The organism is Clostridium nitrophenolicum, assembly GCF_055391695.1.
This window is the reverse complement of record NZ_AP042469.1, coordinates 2,971,744-2,993,134: the sequence shown is the minus strand read 5'-3', so window position 1 is coordinate 2,993,134 and position 21,391 is coordinate 2,971,744. Positions and strand designations below refer to the sequence as shown.

The following is a 21,391-nucleotide window of genomic DNA, read 5'->3' as shown; positions in this document are numbered from 1 at the left end:
ACATGAAAAAATATTTTATTAATCCTGAATTAAAATTAAGCTCTTCTATTCTTCTATTTTTAATGATTATATTTTTATGTTTAGAATCTTTTATAATAAAATTACATCATGATGACTTAAAAGATGACTATATAAAAAGCTTAGGAGCTATTACGGTAAGAGTAATAAATAAAAATCCAGAGCTTGAAAAAGAGATTATACCTATTATTACAAGAGAAGTATCTCAAGAAGAGGCTGATAAAGGTAAGGTAATCTTAAATCAATATGGTGTAAATAAAGATTTAGAAAGTGAAATTTTTCCTTACGTTAACAAGACTATCAAAAAAAACAATTACAGTATTATTTTTCTGTTTATATTTATGTCTGCAATATTTTTCATGTTTAATTATTTTCAATATATATTCTTTTATAAAAAAATAAGAAAGTTAACTATAGGGGCGAAGAAAGTAATTGAGGGAGATTATGATTTAGCAATTAATGAAAATAAAGAAGGAGACTTCTCCAAACTAGCAAGTTCCTTTAATTCTATGAGAGAAATTATTAGAAATAATATAGATGCCCTAAAAAATGAAAAGCAATTTCTTGTTGACTTATTATCTGATATATCCCATCAGTTAAAGACTCCTCTTTCAGCAATGATTGTGTATAATGATATCTTACTAAGCAAAGATCTATCAAAGGAGCAAAGAGAAACTTTCTTATTGAATAATCAAAATCAGCTTAGTAGAATGAACTGGTTAATCAAAAGTATGCTTAAGCTTGCTAAGCTTGATGCAAAAGCTATAGAATTTGTAAAAGAAAAGCAAAGCTTGAATGAGACTATACAAGATTCAATAGATGCACTTGAAAGCAAGGCGCTGCAAAATAATATTAAATTAGTTTTTAAGGAAATTTCTGAAGTAGTTTTTAGGCATGATAAATTGTGGGTTGAAGAGGCTTTAATAAATATTATCAAAAATGGCATAGAACATACTGCTCAAGGAGGAGAAATAATCATAGAATTAGCGGAAAATCCTATTTATAGAAGAATAATTATAACAGATACTGGTGAAGGAATTGACGAGAAGGACTTACCTCATATTTTTAAAAGATTTTATAAAGCAAGAACCTCAAGAAAAAGTGACTCTGTAGGAATTGGATTAGCTTTAGCAAAATCAATAATTGAAGCGCATAATGGAACAATTGAAGCACAAAGTAGAGTAGGAAAAGGAACAAAATTTATTGTCACATTTCTCAAATATTAAGCATATAAATTGTTTAATGCTATAACTTTCGATATTAAAAAGGCTTGCATTAGATAAGATGATCAATAGGTAGATATTTAAACATTCTTTTTAAATATATCTACTTAAAAAATTCATAATAAATCTTCTTGCAAGCCTTTTTATATGTTCTTATATTTGTTCAATGATTATCCTCAAGCTTATTTAAGTTTTATCCGATGTCTACTTCCACTGGATAACGGCCTCTAATCTTCAGATGGAGCTTAAAACTCCACCTAAAGCCAAGAACCCTGTTTATTTTACCCGACTTTGCCCATTAAAAAGCTTATGATTAATATAATAAAAACCACAGTGGTAATTTTTACATATAAATAATCTTTTTCTTTTAAAAAGACAATAATTGAAACACCAACACGAAATACTGGAATTGCTATTAAAATCATCAATCCTAAAAGTATAATGGCATAGGGCTTAAAGGACAAACAACCAGATACTACGGCAGAAGGCGTAGTTGGATAGAAATTTTCTGGGTATCCACTGTGTCCAGATATTAAAAACATCAAGAGTCCTGTTAATATTACTGATGAACTCAAGAGAACTCCTACTCTCAAAGATTTACTTATTATAAGTTCTATTTCTCCAATATTACTTTCTTTCATTAGTGTCCTCCTATTCCTTTGTAAATCATTTGTATTGCCACATAGGCTAGAAAAGGTATAAATATTTTTCTAATTGTTTTACTTTTCAGTTGCTGCATAATTCTAGCTCCTATTGTAGCACCTGCAAGAACTCCAAGGGCAACAGGGGCAGCAATCTTAGGATCTATATCACCTTTAAGAAAATACACACCAGCACTAGCGGCAGCAGTTACTCCCATCATAAAATTACTAGTTGCACTGGACACTTTTAAAGGAAGCTTCATACATAAGTCCATAGCCATAACTTTAAAACTACCGCTGCCTATTCCGAGAAGCCCTGAAATAACCCCAGCACCATACATAACGCTAAAACCAGCAGGTACGCCGTCTACATTATAAGCAACATTTTTCTGTAAAGCTTTATCATAGTATTCTCCATTTAACTTGAATTTTTTTGCCAATGGATGAACTGATACATTCTGAGGCAATTCATCTTTGCCTTTTTTTAGCATTGCAAAAGCAGAGTATAATAACAATATTCCAAAGAGAACATAAAGATAGTTAGGATTTATTAGGCCTCCTAAGAAAGCTCCTGTTATAGCTCCAGTAGTGGTAGCTATTTCAAGGAACATGCCTACTCTTATATTAGTTATTTTATCTTTTATATATGCTACAGCTGATCCACTAGAGGTGGCAATTACCGAAATAATACTTGCTCCAATAGCGTGTTTTATATCAACACCGAATAATAATGTAAGTGCAGGAGTAATTACAGTACCACCACCAAGTCCAAGAACGGAACCTACTACTCCAGCTATAACAGATATTATTAATATTTTTAATGCTACTAATGACAAAACATCATCTCCTTTTAGTTTGAACAAATTAGCAAATTCAAGTATTATTATAGCAGGTGAAAATATATATTAAAAATATTAAATATATATCTATTCGATATAAAAATTGTATATCAGAGGTGATGATTTTATGGATATAAAACAGCTTAAATATTTTCTTGCAATAGCCGAAGAAGGTCAAATAACAGGAGCTGCAAAAAAATTAAATATTGCTCAACCGCCACTTAGTTACCATCTAAAGCTGCTTGAAGAAGAGTTAGGCGTTAAGCTTGTTGAAAGAGGAAGTCGTAAAATTCAACTAACAGATGCCGGTAAAATATTACGCAATAGAGCTGAACAAATGATAGAACTAGCGCAGTCTACAGTTAAAGAATTAAAGGATTTTGGAACTGGACTAAAGGGAACTTTATCTATCGGTACAGTATCCTCTTCTGGGGCTACACTTCTTCCAGAGAGAATACAAAGCTTTCATAGTAAGTATCCTGGTGTAAGTTTTGAGGTATGGGAAGGAAACACTTTTAGAATATTAGAGATATTAAATAATGGTGTAATAGAAATTGGAATTGTGAGAACCCCTTTTAATACAGATGAATTTGAAGTAAGATTTCTATCAAAAGAACCTATGATAGCAGTATATGCTAAAGACTGTAATTGGCTTGAAGAAAACAAATTTATATCTCTTACTGATTTAATAGACAAGCCATTAATTATATATAGAAGGTTTGAAAAGATAATATCTGAGTCTTGTCTTAAGGTAGGATTTGAAGCAAAAATAATTTGTAAAAACGATGATGCGAGAACAACATTGTTATGGGCTCAATCGGGCATTGGTATAGCCATTGTACCTAAAACTGCATTGGAGCTCGTTAAGAGCACAAATTTAAAATATAAAGATATTAATGAACCATCTTTAGAAACAAGCATAGCAGCAATATGGAGAAAAGACAGATACTTATCAACTGCAGCTAAGCATTTTTTAGAATTCTTTGAGGTGTAACATATAAAATAAACATAAAACCTATTAAATGTTTTCAATAGGTTTTATGTTATATTAAATTATAATAAGCATTCAGCAACCAACTTATTTACTACTTGTTTAAAACCTCATTTTTTATAACTTCCAATACTCCATTTTCTCTATTGCTTTTAGCAGCAAATCTAGCATGTTTTTTAACTTCTTCAGGTGCATTAGCCATTGCATAACTGTAGTAAGCGGATTTAAACATTTCTACATCATTAAAATAATCACCAAAAACCATTGTCTCTTCAGCAGTTATATTTAACTTTTCCTGAATGTATTTAATTGCTACACCTTTATTTACATCCTTATTAATAATATCAAGCCAAATTTGTCCGGATACAGTAATTTGAAGAGAATCTCCCCAAATTGGCTTAAATACATTGTTTGAATTCTCAGCAGATCCTTTAAAATCGCATAGTGTGAATTTTAAAATGTCATCATCAACTTCATCAAGGTCATCAACAACTTCATATTTTAGATAATATCTTTCAACCTCATCTATAAATTTTTTATAGTTTTTCTCAATATATGCTGATTTTTTGCCACATAATATTATCTCACAGTCATCAAGTTCTCTTCCAATTTTAATAAGTTCCTTAACTACGTTCTTATCTAATATACTTGAGTATATTTCTTCACCTTCATAAAGTACAAAACTTCCATTTTCAGCGGCAAATATTATATCATTCTTTACTCTAGAAAATTTGTTTTCAAGATTGAAGTATTGCCTGCCACTTGCGGCAACGAATATTATATTTCTTTCTTTAAGCTTTTCTATTATATGAAAAAATTCTTCGTTTAATTTATCATGTTCATTTAATAATGTACCATCCATGTCACTTGCTATAAGCTTTATCATATAGATCAACCTCTTTCTTCCATAGTGTAGAGCTTTATTATAATATGACCTTTTTAAAAAATCCACATTTTAATAGCAAACTATCAAGATTTGCTGCAATTTAATATAAAAAAGCAAGTTATCATAAATAATGCATATAATAATAAAAAAGGAATATTGTACTTTAATAATTTAATGTGATATATTATAATTATAAATATTATATATTTAGGAGAAAAAATTATGCAGAGCTTAATTATAATGTTTAAAACAACTCATCACCATCATTAGTAGAGACTTACGTCATGGAAAATAACCATAGATGTAGGTCTGCTTGAATTTATAGCAGTTGTATCTATGGTGATGATAGTTAATTTAGTAAATTATCACCCATGTAGGTACAAAGCCTGCATGGGTTTTTTATGTAAATTAAATAGAAAATAATTCAGGAGGAATGAAAATGGAAAAACAGTTTATCAAACCATCAACTTTACCAGGATTCATGGAGTTACTGCCAGCGGATCAAATTGTATTTAATAATATTATGGATATTATTAGGAGTAATTATGAAAAAAGCGGTTTTATACCTATGGATACTCCTATAATAGAAAAAACAGAAATATTATTAGCTAAGGGAGGGCAAGAAACTGATAAGCAGATTTATAGATTTACTAAAGGAAGCAATGATATATCATTGAGATTTGACTTAACAGTTCCTTTTGCTAGATATTCTGCTCAGCATATGTCTGATTTAACTTTTCCATTCCGCAGATATCAAATAGGTAAGGTATTTAGAGGTGAAAGAAATCAAAAAGGACGTTACCGCGAATTTTATCAATGCGACATAGATATTATTAACAATGGAGAATTAAGCATAGTAAATGATGCAGAGATTCCAAGCATAATATATTCAATATTCACGGAAATTGGATTAAGCTCTTTTAAAATACGTATAAATAATAGAAAAATCTTAAATGGATTTTTTAGTTACCTCGGAATTTTAAATGGTGTAGAGGTATTAAGAATCATTGATAAGGTAGATAAAATAGGTATGGAGGCAGTTTTCGGTGAACTGAAGGAGTTAGGATTAGATGAAGCTGCTGTTGATAAAATAATTAATTTTATCGATATAAAGGGAAGTAATCAAGAAATATTAAATTCACTAGCAGAGCTAAATATTGAAAATGAAGACTTTAAGCTTGGTCTAGATGAGCTTTCTAAGGTTATTTATTATATTGGGTGTTTTGGAGTCCCAGAAAAAAATTATATTATAGATTTAAAAATAGCAAGAGGACTAGAATACTACACTGGAACAGTTTATGAAACAATGCTTGATGATTACCCTAATATCGGGTCAATATGTTCTGGTGGTCGTTACGAGGATCTAGCAGGGCATTACACTAACCAAAAACTTCAAGGTGTTGGAATATCTATAGGGTTAACTAGATTGTTCTCCCAACTAAGAGAACTTGGAATCCTAAAAGAAAATGCCTCTTCATCTTTAACGAAGGTGCTAGTTGTCCCTATGGGAGAAACTATGGGATACTCAGTAGAAGTTGTTAAAGAATTAAGGGAAAATAATATTATTTCGGAAGTTTACTTAGAAAATAACAAATTTAATAAAAAACTTTCATATGCCAATAAGCTAAGAATACCATTTGTCATAATAATTGGTGAAGAAGAAGTTAACAGCAAAATATTAACACTAAAAGATATGAACACTGGAGAACAATTGAGTTTATCCATAGAAGAAATAATTAATAAAGTAAAATTATAAGCAGAATTTTTAAATTTCAGAGCAAATATCAAATAAATTTAAAAGCTGGCATGTATTAAGTGCCAGTTTTATTTTAATTTTTATAAATGCTTCCAAAATTCAAAGATTTTAAGATATTTCAAGAATAAAAGCCATAAATTCCTTATATAATATTATGTATTTGTCTGTTAAAGCAAATAAATGAGATTATACGTAGCATTTGATTGTCTACGATGTTTTAATATCAGACGAATTTATGTTATAATTTACTCTATATTTCTTATTTATGTTAGGGGGAATAATTAATGGACAATGGTCCGAGTAGTATTTTACTAGAGCTATTATTGATTTTGGTTTTAGTTCTAATCAATGCTTTTTTTGCAGCCTCGGAGATGGCAATAGTTTCTTTAAACAAGAATAAAGTTAACCATCTTGCTGAAGAAGGGAATGTAAAAGCAAAGTATTTACTAAAACTTTTAAATGAGCCTAGTAAATTTTTAGCTACAATTCAGGTGGGAATTACCTTGGCAGGCTTTTTAGCCAGTGCATCTGCAGCAACAAATATATCAAAACATCTTTCAAGTGTACTGAATAAGTTTAGTATACCAGGAAGTAATGAAATATCTGTTGTTGTTATAACAGTGCTGCTGTCATATGTCACTTTGGTTTTTGGAGAACTATTTCCAAAAAGAATTGCATTACAAAAATCAGAACAAATAGCTATGTTTGCAATTAAACCAATATTATTTGTATCTAAAATCACTTCTCCATTTGTAAAAATGCTCACAGCGTCAACAAATATACTAGTTAAAATATTTGGAATGAATTTAGACAACCTTGAAGAAAAAGTATCAGAGGAAGAAATACGCTCAATGATTAAGGTTGGAGAAGAGAATGGAGTTATTAATGAAATTGAAAAGGACATGATAGATAGCATTTTTAAATTCGATGACACCTTAGCTAAGGAAATAATGACTCCAAGAATAAATGTATTTGCTTTAGAGTTAGGTACTCCAATTGACGAACTCTTAAATCAAATATCAGAAGAACAATATTCGAGAATACCTATATATGAAAACGACATTGATAATATTATTGGTGTTTTATATATGAAAGATCTATTTATTCAATTAAAAAATAAAGATATTGAAAATATAAATATAAAAACTCTTCTGAGACCGCCTCATTTTGTTCCAGAGACTAAGAATATAGACGCTTTATTCAGAGAATTACAGAGTACCAATAATCATATGGCCATATTGATTGATGAATATGGAGGATTTTCAGGTATCGTAACAATAGAAGACTTAATTGAAGAAATTATGGGAAATATATTTGATGAGTATGATGAAAACACAGATTACATTAAAAAAATCGATTCAAATACCTATTTAATTAATGGGTTAATACCAATAGATGAAGTTAACGAAAGTTTAAATATTAACTTACCTTCAGATGATATAGACACTATAGGAGGATTCGTAGTGACACTTTTAGGAACTATACCTAAAGATGACGATGATAGCACTATTGAATATGATAACTTAAAGTTTAAAATTGAGAAGGTAAATGAAAAGAGAATAGAAGAACTTAAAGTTTATATAGGATAATAAATATAATATCAACAAATATTGTTTAAACATTGGATGCTGGGTTAAACCAGCATCTTTTTGTTTAAAAGTAATTAGTGAAATAATTAAACCATATAAGTTTTAAAAAAATATAAAGAAAAAAATTAGCAAATTTATCTTTATAAGTAGTTTTTATTACGAAAAATATCAATATACGAAATACAGAGAAAATGTTTTGAAAAATATGCTAAAATATTATAGAATAAAGTAGTTGTAATAGTTAAATGAGGTGAAGTTAATGCTTGGATGGAAAAAAAGTAAAGAAAACTCAAATAAAGAAACTGTCTATAAACCACTTAAAAATGAAATTTTATATAACATACAAAATGAAAATGAATTAAGTCTTTTAAAACACAATCAAAAATGCATAGTAACAAGAATAAATGATAAAATTGAAGAAACTGGTTTTGCAGCTGAAAACTTAATATCATTAACGCAAGATATTGCTAAAAATGCCGAAATACAAAAGGAATCTATTGAGAAGGTTGTCAGTGAAATAAGTAATTACTCAGCATTAGCTGAGGAAGTTTTTGCTAGTACTGAAAACTCAAAACGTATAGCAGAACAGACAATGGAAATAGCTAGAGAAGGCAGTAATGCAGTAGACAGCTCTATATCAGCTATGAATGAAATTGAGCTATCCGTTCAAAATGCTAAAAAAGTAGTAAACGATTTAAGTCTAAAAGCAGCTCATATAAATGAAATGCTTGCAATTATTAAAGATATAGCAAATCATACAAATCTTTTATCTTTAAATGCATCTATTGAAGCAGCTAGGGCAGGAGAAGCTGGAAGAGGCTTTGCAGTGGTTGCTCAAGAAGTTAAAAATCTTGCTCAGAGAAGTGCAGAATCAGCTGGACATATATCAAATACTATTAATGAAATAAATAATAGTATAGATGAAACTATAGGCGCCATGAATAAAAGCATGGACAAAGTATTAGAGGGAAGTAATATTGGAAAAAATACTAAAGAAGTATTTAATAACATAATAAATGCTGTAAGTACTACTAGTGAGGTGGCAGAGGAAATTAATGCAGCAGTTTCAAAACAGACTGAAAGCCTTGAAAATATTATCTTTTCCACAGAAGAGATGAATAGAACATCTGAGAAGGTTATGGGCATGGTAGAAACTGCATCACTAAATACTCAGTATACTAAAACTTCACTAAATATTCTTTCAAATGTTTCAAAGGATCTACAAAGTATATCTACTAAGCTTTTAGATAAAATTGAAACAGATGAGAAATCTGAATTAATGCTTACAACATTTTTGAGTGAGGCTCCATTAAGCTATGATCCACAGCTTGCAATAGATACTCAGAGTGGACAAATTCTATATAATGTACATGGTGGATTGTTACTAATAAGCTCTACTGGAGAAATTACTCCTGGAATCGCAAAAAGCTGGTATGTTGAGGATGACAACTTAACATGGATATTTAATTTAAGAAAAGGCGCCAAATTTCATAATGGTAGAGAAATAACAGCAGAAGATGTTAAATATACATATGAAAGATTATTAAGGCCATCTTTAAAATCTCCAAATAGTTGGTTCTTAGAACAAATTGAGGGGGCAAAAGAGTATAATAAAGGAATAGCACAAGAAGTTAAGGGGATAAAAATACTCGATAGGTACAGAGTTTCGCTCAAACTCACGAGACCATACACTGGATTTTTACTTAATCTTGGACAATATGTTTGCTCTATACTTGCTAAAGAAGATGTTGAGAAAGGAAAATTCACTGGATGTGGTCCATATATTTTAGAAAGTGTAGAAAAGGATAGGTGTGTGTTAACTGCTTTTAATAATTATTTTGGTGGTTCTCCATATGTGGATAAGATCATTGTAAGATTTGAAGGAATAAAGTCTATAGAGAGCTTTATCGATAATGAATGTGACTTTGTTACAATAGATAATAAAAAACAAATGGAGGAATTATCAAAAATTAAAGGCTTAGATATAAAATATAAAAGCGTAATGGGAACTTATTATGCTGGCTTTAATTTACGATCAAATTCCATATTTGCAAAAGACAATGAAATTAGGAAGGCCTTTAACTTAGCGGTTAATAAAAAGAAAATTATAGATGAAATATTAGGAGGCCTTGGAGAGGAAGCTAAGGGGCCTATGCCTTCAAATATGGTTGAGAATAAGTATTTATCAGGCTTTACCTATAATCAAAGATTAGCAAAAGAAATTTTAAGTAGAAAAGGCACTTTAATAGGAAATTCGAAGCTTAGAATTTTAATTAGAGACGAAAGTAGCGAAACTATTTTTTATAAAATAACACAATCAATTGTAAATGACTTAAAAGAAGTAGGAATTGAATGTACTTTGGAAATGGTAAGTCCTGATAAATATCTTAATCCAGAATCAATAAATAAAAGTGACCTGTTTTTAAGTAGATGGATATCAGATACTGGAGATATGGATAATTTTCTTCAGCCTATGTTTAATCCCTCTAACTTTACAGACTTTACTGGATATAATAATCCAAAGGTTACAGAAATGATGGAAAAGGCTAAGGAAATTATTAATCCTGATAAGAGAATACAGGTATATAAAGAACTACAGCAAATCATAGTTGATGATTCACCTTGGATATTTTTATATCATCCACAGCTCGGACATGTTTCAAGAGAAGGTGTAATTGGTGTAAGAATTAGTCCTCTTGGAATAGTTAGATATGAAGATATAATAATAGAAAAGTAGTTACTCAAAATTAAAGGAGTACATACTAATTAAAATTGGTCTTATTAGTATGTACTCTTTTTAGCGTTGTAGAGATTATTTATTAGTAATTAAGTTGCTTATTGGTTTGTACTCCTGTGGTTATCTACAAACCATTCTATTAAATTGCGGGCTATACTTCCCTTAGTCGGTATTTTAGGAAGCTCTTCTACACTATACCAATCTGCATCGCTGATCTCTATTCCGTCTACTTTTATTTCACTACTGCTATATTCACATGTAAATGCTACCATCAAAGAATCTGGAAAAGGCCAAGGTTGGCTGCCAAAATATTTTACATTCTTAACTTGTATTCCGATTTCCTCAAAGACTTCTCTAGCAACGCAAGCTTCAAAGGATTCTCCAGGTTCTACAAATCCAGCTATAACACTATATACATCTTTATTAAAGTTAACGTTATGGGCTAGCAGTAGTTTATTATCCTTGACAACAGCAGTTATTATTGCTGGCGATATTCTTGGATAAACTATTAGACCACAATTAGGGCAGACTTTTGCTCTTTCATCATCTTTATCCTTAAGGGGGGAGCCGCATTTATTACAATATTTATAAGTTCTATTCCAGTTAAGTAAGTGAAGGGCTCTGGAGGCCAAATTAAACAGAGGCATGTCCAGTAATGCTATAAGCGAGCGAAATTTAATAAATTGAAGGGGCTCAGCAACATTTACTTGCTTACTTAATTCTCCAAATATGTATTCGTTATTATCTTCTGATATAAAACTGTCTGAATTTATTAAACTAACTTTTAAGGAATTAATATCATCATCATCGATGAAGGATATGTGGTTGTCTTTAATTTTAACTAACAGTTCATCGCCATTGAATATAAAATAAAATCTTTTCATCTTTAGTCACACCTTTTGCATTAAATTTATTATGTTAATAATACCATAAATTTATTATTATTTTTATTATTTATTTATCTAGTGGACAATCATTCAAATATTTTCACACTCAGTAAAAGTAATTCACACTAAATCAGCGCACAGAACAATAAACTGCTAAGAATATTCTATGAACTCACTTACTTCATACAATAGAAGAGTCTACAAAAACTTTGGTAAGTGTTGACATTAGATATTTAACTGTATATAATGTATATATACAGTATATATTGATTGGAGGGTTGGTATAAAATAATGAATATAATTATTTCTAATTCATCACAGGAGCCCATATATGCACAAATTGTTACACAAATAAAGCAGTCAATTTTAAAAGGTGAGCTTTCAGAGGCTGAGGGCCTCCCGTCAATTAGAAACTTAGCAAAAGAACTTCAAATTAGTGTAATTACAACAAAAAGAGCTTATGATGAACTTGAAAAAGATGGGTATATTGTAACAATACCTGGCAAAGGCACTTATGTAGCCGCACAAAATAAGGAACTTATGCGAGAAACTAGATTGAAGATGGTGGAAGAAAAACTTTTGGAAGCAATTACTGCAGGAAAAAGTATAAATTTATCTTTAGAAGAAATGAAAGAAATGCTTAAGCTTTTCTATGAGGAGGTTTAATAAATGGCACCAATTTTAGAAATAAAGAATTTGAAAAAAGATTTTAAGGATTTTTCTCTAAAAAATATTAGTTTTACTCTTGAAAAGGGGTTTATTATGGGGTTTATTGGTCCTAATGGAGCAGGTAAAAGTACCACCATTAAGCTAATAATGAATCTGCTTAAGAAGGATGCTGGAGAGATAAAAGTTTTTGGATTAGACAATGTCAAAAATGAAAATGAAATTAAAAATAGAATTGGCTTTGTCTATGATGAAAATTACTTTTATGAGGAGTTAACTATTTCTGAAATGAAGAGAATTATTGCTCCTCTATATAAAAACTGGAGCGATGAATGTTTTAATAGATATTTAAAAGAATTTAATCTAGCACCTAAGAAGAAGATAAAAGAACTATCAAAAGGAATGAAAATGAAATTTTCTTTAGCTATTGCACTTTCTCATCAAGCGGAACTTATTATTATGGATGAACCAACTTCGGGCTTAGACCCATTGATAAGAAATGAGTTACTGGATATATTCTCTTATTTAATACAAGACGAAAATAAAGGTATCTTCTTTTCAACACACATTACATCAGATTTAGATAAAATAGCTGATTATGTAACTTTAATTAACGATGGTGAAATATTATTCAGTACAACTAAGGATGAAATTCTAGATTGCTATGGACTTGTAAAAGGAAAGAAAGAGTTTTTAAATGAAGATACGAGAAAAAATTTCGTTGGTATAAAAGAAAATCAATTTGGTTTTGAGGGATTAGCAAAAAATCGAAGCAGTATAAACAAATTTATTAAGGATGGTATTATCATAGAAAAACCATCTCTAGAAGATGTCATGTTGTATTGTACAAGGAGGGAATTAAATGTTTAATCTTATAATAAAAGATATTTTAATACAAAAAAAGACAGTGTTATTTACCTTTGTATATATGATATTTTTAATAGTGTTCCTCAAAGAAGCAGGTTTTGTTTCAGCTATGGTGATGATTAGCTATATTCTCGTCATAACAGGATTTTCACTGGAGGAGAAAAATAAATCGGATATAATGTTAAACAGTTTGCCTATAAAAAGAAGAAATATTGTATTGGCAAAGTATCTCTCTATTTTTCTATATATTGGAGTGGGAATAGCTGCATATTTTCTTACAACAATTGTAATTAGGCTATTGGGATCTCCTATTACAATACATCCTGTTACTTTAGAAGAAATAATAGGTGCACTTTTTGCTATAACTCTTTTAAATGGTATATATCTTCCTGTTATCTTTAAGGTTGGTTATACAAAATCTAGAATTGTTGTCTTAGTGCTATTTTTTCTTACTTTCTTTGGGGGAGCAGCACTTGCAAAAATAACAAGCAAAACTCAAAGTAATATATTTATAAAAACTATAGTAAATTTCTTTACTAGTAAATCTGATATGCAAATATTAGTATATCTTTTAGGTGCTATAATAATCATGATTCTAGGTTCTTTTTTACTGTCTGTTAAGCTATATGAGAGCAGGGAATTTTAGAAAACTTTTAAATTGTAATATTTATAAAACTAAAGAATGTAAATATGTTATCTTGCTAAATATTATAAATGAAGATTAGAGGTGGTGAAATGAAAAATATAAAATATATTAATATCTTACTTTATTGTTTAAGCGGAACAGCATTTATATTTGGTTCAAAAGTTGCTATTATAAGTAATGTATATGGAACACTGTTATACTTTATCTCATCTCTCTTACTTATTTTGGCGACAAATTATAGTAAATTAAAAAAAATAATTTAAATGTTGTTATTAAAGTTTAAGTGAAGATATTTTAAATTTCATTTAAATGCCTTAATATAATATTATAGTAATTTAAATATAGTTATCAAATATTTTTAAGGAGTAAGTATGAATAATTACACAGAGGAAGCTAAAAAAGAGCTAGAATTATGGCAGAAAAAGATGTTAAAGAAACCATCATTCACAAGCAAGGTAGCTAAAGGGCTGCAAAACAAAGTCAATAACTTAATACCAGATAAAGCAAATAAAATAATTACAGATGCGATAAAAAATACTGTAAAAGTAGTTCTTCTAGGTTCTGAATTTACAACAAAGTTACCTCTAATGAATGTATCTTTAGAAGAAAGAGAAAGATTAGTTAAGGAAAAATTAAATTCTTATAGAAAAGCTGCTGTTTTAAGTGGTGCTGGCACAGGAGCAGGGGGATTGCTTCTAGGATTAGCAGACTTTCCAATACTTTTAAGCATAAAAATAAAGTTTTTATTTGAGGTAGCAAGCTTATATGGTTTTAATGCAGCAAATTACAAAGAAAGATTATATATTTTATATATATTTCAGTTGGCTTTTTCAAGTCCTGAGAGAAGAGCACGAGTTTATTTAGAGATTGCAGACTGGGAAAACTATGTTAAACATCTTCCAGAAGATGTGAATTCCTTTGATTGGAGAACTTTTCAGCAGGAATATAGAGACTATATCGATTTAGCAAAAATGCTGCAGTTAGTTCCGGGAATTGGAGCTGTGGTTGGAGCTTATGCAAATTATCAATTATTAGATAAGCTTGGTGAAACTGCAATTAATGCTTATAGAATGAGAATTTTTAAAGACAAATAACAAATGGGTTGTCTCATAATGTTATCTATACATTATGAGATAACCCATTTGTTATTTTTAATATTATTATTAAAATTTAAGCTTAACTGTTGACTCTAACATAACGTCATAGACTATTATTAAAGTGCAAGTAAAAAAGTATTCTTAAAATGTCCATAAGTAATGATATATCTCGGATAAATATAGTAATATGACAAATAATATTACAGCAATATAGTTATAATAATTCAATAATATAATTAGACAACAAACTAAATTAGTAAATAAATAATGAAGATAACGTTTTCTGGTATACTTGCTATACAAGTATTTTATTAAGTTTGTTGACTTACGTAAAAAGTAATGATATTATAAAATACAGTTAGACGACTAAATAAATTGGAGGTGACTTAATGGAATGTTTTCAAGATGATTCATTATATCATGTTTTTGCTCAAGTAATAAAACTTCACTATCACCGTACTCATACATTGCTTGATAAAGTAGGGGTATACCCTGGTCAACCAGGTATGCTATTTACATTATATAAAAAAGATGGACAGAGTCAGAAAGAGTTGGCAAATAAGCTTAACATTAAGCCAGCGACAGCTACAGTCATGTTAAATAGGATGGAAAAGGCAGGGCTTTTAGAACGAAAAGCAGATGCTGTTGATCAGCGAATTTCGCGAGTTTATATTACAGAAAAGGGGGGAAAAGTTTGTGAAGAAGTAAAGGAAGTTATGAAGATTATAAATTCAGAATGCTTTAGTAATTTTACCTCAGAGGAAGAAATATTACTTCGTAGATTGCTAATGCAAGTCAGAGATAATCTTATGAAAGTATGCGATAGGAAGATTGAAATATAACTATAGTTTAGTAATTGGAGATGATAATGATGTTTAAATTATTTAGATTTTTAAAGCCATATGCAATGGTTGTAACAGGTATTTTAGTTCTTTTATTTTTTCAATCTATTGCAGAATTATACCTCCCTACATTAATGTCAGATATAGTTAACACTGGTATTGTTAAGGGAGATACTAACTATATAATGAGAATCGGCGGATTTATGCTGATTGTAGCAGCAGTCAGCGGTGTTTGTACAATTTTGGCAAGTTTTTTCTCATCAAAAGTTGCAACAAAGTTTGGTCGAGATATTAGAAAGGAAGTTTTTTCAAGAGCAGAAAGTTTTTCCTTAAATGAATTTGACAAAGTAGGTACAGCGTCACTTATCACAAGAACTACAAATGATATTATGCAAGTACAACAAGTAACAATATTAATATTGCGTATGATGATTAGTGCACCACTGATGTGTATAGGTGGTATTATTATGGCTGTGTCAAAAGATGCAGAGTTGTCACTTATTCTCGTAGTAGTTATTCCTGTTCTTGCAGGTATAATTGCGTTAGTTGCAACAAAGGGAGTTCCATTATTTAAAGCAATGCAGGTAAAATTAGATAAGTTAAATCTTGTTGTACGTGAGAATCTTATAGGAATAAGAGTAATACGTGCTTTTAATCGTATTGATGATGAAAAAATACGATTTACTGAAGCTAATTCTGATTTAACCAACACTGCTATTAAAGTTAATAAAATAATGGCAGTTTTAATGCCTGCTATGATAATAATGATGAACCTTACAAGTGTTGCAATAATTTGGTTTGGTGGAATACGTATTGATAGTGGAAAAATGCAGGTAGGAGATATGATGGCATTTATTCAATATGCTATGCAGATAATGTTTTCCTTAATTATGGTTTCTATGATGTTTGTTATGATACCTCGTGCTGAGGCTTCAGCAGTAAGAATTAACGAAGTGCTTGATATGAAACCTGAAATTAATGATCCTACAGAACCCAAAAATACTGAAAAAGAAAGAGGATATATAGAATTTAAGGATGTTACCTTTAGTTATCCTGGTGCAGAGCAGCCAGCGATAAGCAATATTTCTTTTGGCGCAAAACCTGGTGAAATAACTGCCATTATTGGCGGAACAGGTTCTGGTAAATCCACACTAATAAGCCTCATACCTCGCTTCTATGATATTGATAGTGGCAGTATTTTAGTTGACGGAATGGATATTAGAGAAATGTCTCAAGAAAACCTTAGAAAAAAAATTGGTTTTGTTCCACAAAAGGCTGTATTGTTTACTGGAACCATATCTGACAATATCAGATATGGAAAAGAGGATGCAAATGATATGGAGATTAGGCATGCAGCAGAAATTGCTCAAGCATCAGAATTTGTGTCTAATATGAAAGAGGGATATGATTCAATGATTGCTCAAGGTGGTAGTAATGTTTCCGGAGGGCAAAAGCAGCGTCTGGCCATTGCTCGTGCACTTGTTAGAAGACCGGAGATATTTATATTTGACGACAGCTTTTCAGCACTAGATTTTAAAACTGATGCAAAGCTTAGAGCAGCTTTAAAATCAGAAATAAAGGCTTCAACAGCAATTATTGTTGCTCAAAGAGTCAGCACTGTAATAGATGCCGATAGGATTATAGTGTTAGATGAAGGTAGAATTGCAGGAATCGGCACACATAAAACCCTTTTAAATGATTGCGAGATATATCGCGAGATAGTATCTTCACAGTTATCAGAGGCGGAATTAGCATAAAGCAAGCATCTACTAGACTTTTAGAAGCAGAACAATAAATCACTAAAAGCTAGCTGACCTTATGCATAGAAGGAGGATATTATTATGGGTGAAAAAAGAAGAGCTGGAAGAGGTCCTATGGGTGGAGGTATGGCCATGGGAATGCCAGCAGAAAAAGCCAAAAATTTTAAGGGAACGATGAAAAGGCTTATAAAATACCTAGCACCACATAAGATAAATCTTATTGTAGTGTTTATAACAGCCATTTTAAGTACTATTTTTAGTATTGTTAGTCCTAAGATAATGGGAAAAGCTACAACCAAGTTATTTGAAGGCTTGATGAATAAATATATGTACTATGAAAAGTTAAATGCAGCAGCTTCAGCAGTAAAAAAAGGTGCAAACCCACAGCTATTACTTCAATTAAAACAACAGGGAGTTCCAAGTGTTGACTTTAATTATATTGGGCAAATAATACTTTATCTAATTGGTTTATATGTTATCAGTGCAGCATTCAGTTATATTCAACAGTACGTTATGGCTGGTGTTGCACAGAAAACTGTATTTAATATGCGTAACGACTTAAACAATAAACTTGCACGTTTACCTCTTAAATATTTTGATTCACGTACACATGGAGAAATATTAAGTCGTGTTACAAATGATGTTGATACTATATCAACTACCTTGCAGCAGAGTTTGACTCAGCTTATCACTTCAGTTGTAACTATAGTAGGTATTATTGTAATGATGTTATCAATAAGCGTAACGTTGACACTTGTTACCCTTATAACATTGCCACTATCTATAATTGTTACAACAACTATAGCAAAGCGTTCACAAAAATATTTTGCAGAACAGCAGAAAACTATTGGAGAACTAAATGGCCATGTAGAAGAGATGTATACTGGACATAAAATAGTAAAAGCTTTTGGACATGAAGAAAAATCGATAAATGAGTTTAACAGCATTAATGAAAGACTATATAATGTAGGATGGAAGGCTCAGTTTATCTCTGGTATAATTATGCCTTTAATGAACTTTATTAACAATATAGGCTACGTTCTCGTTTGTGTTGTTGGAGGAATTTTTGTTACTAAAAAGAAAATTGAAATTGGAGATATCCAGGCATTTATTCAGTATGCAAGGCAATTTGGTCAACCGATTGTTCAAACTGCAAATATAGCTAATATTCTTCAGTCTACAATAGCAGCAGCTGAGCGTGTATTTGAACTATTAGATGAGGTTGAAGAAATCCCAGATAGAGAAGATGCTAAAATTGTTGACTTTAAAAATAATCAAATACTAGAAAGAAATTTAGATGATAATAGTACAAAGGTAATAGCACCGGTAAAAGGTGAGGTTAAATTTGAAAATGTTAAATTCGGTTACAAAGAAAATGTTACCCTTATAGAAGATATGAATATAGATGTAAAAGAAGGAGAAACAATAGCGATAGTTGGTCCAACTGGCGCAGGTAAAACTACATTAATAAACCTACTAATGCGTTTTTATGAAATAAACGATGGAAAAATTACTATTGACGGTGTAGATGTTAGGGATTTAAAACGGGGAGACTTGCGTACTATGTTTGGTATGGTACTTCAAGATACATGGCTTTTTAATGGTACTATAAAAGACAATATTGCTTATGGACGCAGAGGTGCAACAGACGAGAATGTCATCAAAGCAGCAAAGGCTGCTCATGCTGACCACTTTATTAGAACTCTTCCAGAAGGATATAATACAGTGCTAAATGAGGAAGCATCTAATATATCACAAGGTCAAAAACAGCTTTTAACTATTGCTCGTGCTATACTTGCTGATCCTGCAATACTAATTCTCGATGAGGCAACAAGTAGTGTTGACACAAGAACTGAAGTTCAGATACAAAAGGCTATGACTAATCTGATGAAGGGAAGAACCAGCTTTGTTATAGCCCATAGATTATCTACAATAAAAGATGCAGATTTGATACTTGTAATGAACAATGGTAAAATCATTGAACAAGGTAACCATAATGAGCTCCTTGATAAAGGAGGCTTTTATGCTGATCTTTACAACAGTCAATTTACAGGTAAAAATCTAGGGGAACAGGCTATTTAAGCGTAGCTAATGTTATTAATTATATGAATAAAAAACTGCTGCAGTTTTCTGCGCAGTTTTTTTATTTTAAACAATTATATATATTTTTGTAGTTAAATTAGAAAAAGATAGACTTTATTATAAGATAATGGTAGGATAAAACAAGTACACATAGTAATAAATAAGCATTATGATAAATTAAACTATATAAATGTTTAAATTGAAAGAGTAGGAATATATAGTATCGCGAATAATAACTATATATAAAAATATGCGTATAAAACAAAAATTTGGAGGTGTTGCATTATAAATAGAAATGCAAATTTAAACGAAAATATTAGAGCAAAAGAGATAAGATTGGTGGGAGAAGAGGATACTCAAATAATTTCTACTAGCGAAGCATTAAAGATGGCTATAGAAAGAAATCTGGATTTAGTAATGATTTCTCCAGCAGTTAATCCACCAGTATGTAAGATAATGGATTATAATAAATTCCTTTATGAACAAAGTAAAAAAGAAAAGGAAAATAGAAAAAAACAAAAAACTATTGATATTAAAGAAATAAGATTGAGTCCTAGTATTGAAGAACATGATATAGATGTTAAGGCTAATAACGCTAAAAAATTCCTACAAAACGAGAATAAAGTTAAAGTATCAATTAGATTTAGAGGAAGACAAAACAATTACACTCATGTAGGAAAAGAAGTTTTTGATATGTTTATCTCTAAGATAGGAGATGTTGGTACAATCGAGAAACCAGCTAAATTAGAGGGAAACAATATGATTTTGATTTTAGCCCCAAAGAAATAATAAATTATATTGATAACAATTAGCGAATTTATTTCTATGTGTACAACAAAGTAAATTTAATCTTCTTGTAGGGTGCCTACAGGAAGGTTTTTATTTAACCTCTCTTTCTTCATTTTTAATTTGAAATTGATTTGTTTTTCCCATCATGTAGGCTAATTTAATTATCTTCTGCTCTTCTTGTGTCATTTCTCTATTAAACATTTTTTCAAATTGCTTTATTAATTTATAAGTATCAATTTTCTTTCTTGAATTCTCATGTCTCTCTAATCTTAGTTCTTTATGCGACTTATATATATTAGTTTTAATATTTTTATTATAGATTTTTTTGAAAATTTCTGTCGTATAATAGGCATCGTAATAAGCGTTATGAAATTCATCAGTATGAGAAATTTCTAATAACTCCACTGCTCTTTTTAATCCTATACTAATTCCTTTTGGGAAGCTTAAGTACTTAGAAGTATAAAGTTGAAGATTTATATATTTTCTCGGGATTAAGGATGTATCTAAATCATAATACTCTAGATTTCTGAATAACTCTTTTATATCAACCATTCCCCATGCACATAAGACATTGTCCTCTCCGCTTACAAATTCGACAAACTCTTTATAGACCTCAATAAATGGCTTAGCCTTACTTAGTTGATCCATTGTTATGCCGGTCATTTCTTTTACAAAAGGATTAAGAATAGTATATATATCAGGCTTAACAAGACTGTCTAAAGTAGAGACTGTTTTAAGCTCGCTATTAAGCTTTACTGCACCAATCTGAATTATTTCAAAGGGGCATTTTGTATTTATTGTATTTTTATTTGTTTTTACAGGACTGCATTCCTGATTAAATTCTAAATCAAATACTATGTAATTCATAATATTCCCTTTCAAGTATAATACGAAATTTAATATGTAACAAACTATATTACCTATAGTATACCTTAATTACTATGAAAAAGTACTAGTAGTTTATGATTGGTATATATATACTTTCTCTTCATTGTACCTGTATAAATTATAATGTATACTTATCATTAGTAATCAAGATAATTTACAATATAAAAAAATCATAGTTTTTTAATAG

At 30.1% G+C, this 21,391-nt stretch carries 18 protein-coding genes; 13 read left to right on the top strand and 5 right to left on the bottom strand.

Going from position 1 to position 21,391, the window contains the following annotated elements:
* Window positions 1-2 precede the first annotated feature (2 nt).
* Window positions 3-1,244, top strand: coding sequence for a HAMP domain-containing sensor histidine kinase (locus tag ACZ5N4_RS14185; RefSeq protein ID WP_464203163.1), 1,242 nt, complete (start codon window positions 3-5; stop codon window positions 1,242-1,244).
* 278 nt (window positions 1,245-1,522) lie between these two features.
* On the opposite strand, the gene ACZ5N4_RS14180 is transcribed toward ACZ5N4_RS14185, so the two are convergent.
* Both ACZ5N4_RS14180 and ACZ5N4_RS14175 read right to left on the bottom strand, forming a co-directional pair.
* Window positions 1,523-1,882 carry a DUF1634 domain-containing protein gene (locus ACZ5N4_RS14180; protein ID WP_464203162.1) on the bottom strand — a complete coding sequence of 120 codons (360 nt, stop codon included), beginning with the start codon at window positions 1,880-1,882 and terminating at the stop codon, window positions 1,523-1,525.
* Window positions 1,882-2,718 carry a sulfite exporter TauE/SafE family protein gene (locus ACZ5N4_RS14175; protein WP_464203161.1) on the bottom strand — a complete coding sequence of 279 codons (837 nt, stop codon included), beginning with the start codon at window positions 2,716-2,718 and terminating at the stop codon, window positions 1,882-1,884. Before ACZ5N4_RS14175 ends, ACZ5N4_RS14180 begins: the two co-directional genes overlap by 1 nt.
* A gap of 130 nt (window positions 2,719-2,848) precedes the next feature.
* Here ACZ5N4_RS14175 and ACZ5N4_RS14170 point away from each other — a divergent pair, with 130 nt between their 5' ends.
* Window positions 2,849-3,715, top strand: coding sequence for a LysR family transcriptional regulator (locus tag ACZ5N4_RS14170; protein ID WP_464203160.1), 867 nt, complete (start codon window positions 2,849-2,851; stop codon window positions 3,713-3,715).
* 91 nt (window positions 3,716-3,806) lie between these two features.
* Here ACZ5N4_RS14170 and ACZ5N4_RS14165 read toward each other — a convergent pair whose 3' ends face one another.
* Window positions 3,807-4,598, bottom strand: a complete 792-nt coding sequence (locus ACZ5N4_RS14165; RefSeq protein ID WP_464203159.1) for a Cof-type HAD-IIB family hydrolase — start codon at window positions 4,596-4,598, stop codon at window positions 3,807-3,809.
* A 439-nt stretch (window positions 4,599-5,037) separates the two neighbouring features.
* Between ACZ5N4_RS14165 and hisS the strand changes: the two genes are divergently transcribed.
* From hisS to ACZ5N4_RS14150, 3 genes are all read left to right on the top strand, one after another.
* Window positions 5,038-6,354: a histidine--tRNA ligase gene (gene hisS / locus ACZ5N4_RS14160; RefSeq protein ID WP_464203158.1), complete on the top strand. Its 1,317-nt coding sequence runs from the start codon at window positions 5,038-5,040 to the stop codon at window positions 6,352-6,354.
* 284 nt (window positions 6,355-6,638) lie between these two features.
* Window positions 6,639-7,943: a hemolysin family protein gene (locus ACZ5N4_RS14155; protein ID WP_464203157.1), complete on the top strand. Its 1,305-nt coding sequence runs from the start codon at window positions 6,639-6,641 to the stop codon at window positions 7,941-7,943.
* A gap of 259 nt (window positions 7,944-8,202) precedes the next feature.
* On the top strand, window positions 8,203-10,680 hold the full coding sequence (locus ACZ5N4_RS14150; protein WP_464203156.1) for an ABC transporter substrate-binding protein: 2,478 nt from the start codon (window positions 8,203-8,205) through the stop codon (window positions 10,678-10,680).
* A 98-nt stretch (window positions 10,681-10,778) separates the two neighbouring features.
* On the opposite strand, the gene nudC is transcribed toward ACZ5N4_RS14150, so the two are convergent.
* Window positions 10,779-11,564 carry an NAD(+) diphosphatase gene (gene nudC / locus ACZ5N4_RS14145; protein ID WP_464203155.1) on the bottom strand — a complete coding sequence of 262 codons (786 nt, stop codon included), beginning with the start codon at window positions 11,562-11,564 and terminating at the stop codon, window positions 10,779-10,781.
* A 294-nt stretch (window positions 11,565-11,858) separates the two neighbouring features.
* Here nudC and ACZ5N4_RS14140 point away from each other — a divergent pair, with 294 nt between their 5' ends.
* The 8 genes from ACZ5N4_RS14140 to infC all read left to right on the top strand — a co-directional run bounded on the left by ACZ5N4_RS14140 (window position 11,859) and on the right by infC (window position 20,316).
* Window positions 11,859-12,233 carry a GntR family transcriptional regulator gene (locus tag ACZ5N4_RS14140; protein WP_211140992.1) on the top strand — a complete coding sequence of 125 codons (375 nt, stop codon included), beginning with the start codon at window positions 11,859-11,861 and terminating at the stop codon, window positions 12,231-12,233.
* A 3-nt stretch (window positions 12,234-12,236) separates the two neighbouring features.
* Window positions 12,237-13,103 (top strand): ABC transporter ATP-binding protein, encoded by an 867-nt coding sequence (locus tag ACZ5N4_RS14135; RefSeq protein WP_464203154.1) that lies wholly within the window; start codon window positions 12,237-12,239, stop codon window positions 13,101-13,103.
* Complete coding sequence (locus ACZ5N4_RS14130) at window positions 13,096-13,746, top strand: ABC-2 transporter permease (RefSeq protein ID WP_464203153.1); 651 nt, start codon at window positions 13,096-13,098, stop codon at window positions 13,744-13,746. Before ACZ5N4_RS14135 ends, ACZ5N4_RS14130 begins: the two co-directional genes overlap by 8 nt.
* 371 nt (window positions 13,747-14,117) lie before the next feature.
* Window positions 14,118-14,840, top strand: coding sequence for an EcsC family protein (locus ACZ5N4_RS14125; protein WP_464203152.1), 723 nt, complete (start codon window positions 14,118-14,120; stop codon window positions 14,838-14,840).
* A gap of 392 nt (window positions 14,841-15,232) precedes the next feature.
* Entirely contained in the window at window positions 15,233-15,685 is a 453-nt protein-coding gene (locus tag ACZ5N4_RS14120) for a MarR family winged helix-turn-helix transcriptional regulator (RefSeq protein WP_464203151.1), read from the top strand.
* 29 nt (window positions 15,686-15,714) lie between these two features.
* Entirely contained in the window at window positions 15,715-17,442 is a 1,728-nt protein-coding gene (locus ACZ5N4_RS14115) for an ABC transporter ATP-binding protein (RefSeq protein ID WP_464203150.1), read from the top strand.
* 84 nt (window positions 17,443-17,526) lie between these two features.
* Window positions 17,527-19,527 carry an ABC transporter ATP-binding protein gene (locus ACZ5N4_RS14110; protein ID WP_464203149.1) on the top strand — a complete coding sequence of 667 codons (2,001 nt, stop codon included), beginning with the start codon at window positions 17,527-17,529 and terminating at the stop codon, window positions 19,525-19,527.
* Window positions 19,528-19,809: 282 nt separating this feature from the next.
* On the top strand, window positions 19,810-20,316 hold the full coding sequence (gene infC, locus ACZ5N4_RS14105) for a translation initiation factor IF-3 (RefSeq protein ID WP_464210943.1): 507 nt from the start codon (window positions 19,810-19,812) through the stop codon (window positions 20,314-20,316).
* 90 nt (window positions 20,317-20,406) lie between these two features.
* Here the strand turns inward: infC and ACZ5N4_RS14100 are convergent, their stop codons facing one another.
* Complete coding sequence (locus tag ACZ5N4_RS14100) at window positions 20,407-21,183, bottom strand: 3'-5' exonuclease (protein ID WP_464203148.1); 777 nt, start codon at window positions 21,181-21,183, stop codon at window positions 20,407-20,409.
* Window positions 21,184-21,391: the final 208 nt, after the last annotated feature.

Coding starts and splice junctions, on each gene's coding strand:
- ACZ5N4_RS14185 (WP_464203163.1), top strand. CDS start 3: ATGAAAAAATATTTTATTAATCCTGAATTAAAATTAAGCTCTTCTATT.
- ACZ5N4_RS14180 (WP_464203162.1), bottom strand. CDS start 1,882: ATGAAAGAAAGTAATATTGGAGAAATAGAACTTATAATAAGTAAATCT.
- ACZ5N4_RS14170 (WP_464203160.1), top strand. CDS start 2,849: ATGGATATAAAACAGCTTAAATATTTTCTTGCAATAGCCGAAGAAGGT.
- ACZ5N4_RS14165 (WP_464203159.1), bottom strand. CDS start 4,598: ATGATAAAGCTTATAGCAAGTGACATGGATGGTACATTATTAAATGAA.
- hisS (WP_464203158.1), top strand. CDS start 5,038: ATGGAAAAACAGTTTATCAAACCATCAACTTTACCAGGATTCATGGAG.
- ACZ5N4_RS14155 (WP_464203157.1), top strand. CDS start 6,639: ATGGACAATGGTCCGAGTAGTATTTTACTAGAGCTATTATTGATTTTG.
- ACZ5N4_RS14150 (WP_464203156.1), top strand. CDS start 8,203: ATGCTTGGATGGAAAAAAAGTAAAGAAAACTCAAATAAAGAAACTGTC.
- nudC (WP_464203155.1), bottom strand. CDS start 11,564: ATGAAAAGATTTTATTTTATATTCAATGGCGATGAACTGTTAGTTAAA.
- ACZ5N4_RS14140 (WP_211140992.1), top strand. CDS start 11,859: ATGAATATAATTATTTCTAATTCATCACAGGAGCCCATATATGCACAA.
- ACZ5N4_RS14135 (WP_464203154.1), top strand. CDS start 12,237: ATGGCACCAATTTTAGAAATAAAGAATTTGAAAAAAGATTTTAAGGAT.
- ACZ5N4_RS14130 (WP_464203153.1), top strand. CDS start 13,096: ATGTTTAATCTTATAATAAAAGATATTTTAATACAAAAAAAGACAGTG.
- ACZ5N4_RS14125 (WP_464203152.1), top strand. CDS start 14,118: ATGAATAATTACACAGAGGAAGCTAAAAAAGAGCTAGAATTATGGCAG.
- ACZ5N4_RS14120 (WP_464203151.1), top strand. CDS start 15,233: ATGGAATGTTTTCAAGATGATTCATTATATCATGTTTTTGCTCAAGTA.
- ACZ5N4_RS14115 (WP_464203150.1), top strand. CDS start 15,715: ATGTTTAAATTATTTAGATTTTTAAAGCCATATGCAATGGTTGTAACA.
- ACZ5N4_RS14110 (WP_464203149.1), top strand. CDS start 17,527: ATGGGTGAAAAAAGAAGAGCTGGAAGAGGTCCTATGGGTGGAGGTATG.
- ACZ5N4_RS14100 (WP_464203148.1), bottom strand. CDS start 21,183: ATGAATTACATAGTATTTGATTTAGAATTTAATCAGGAATGCAGTCCT.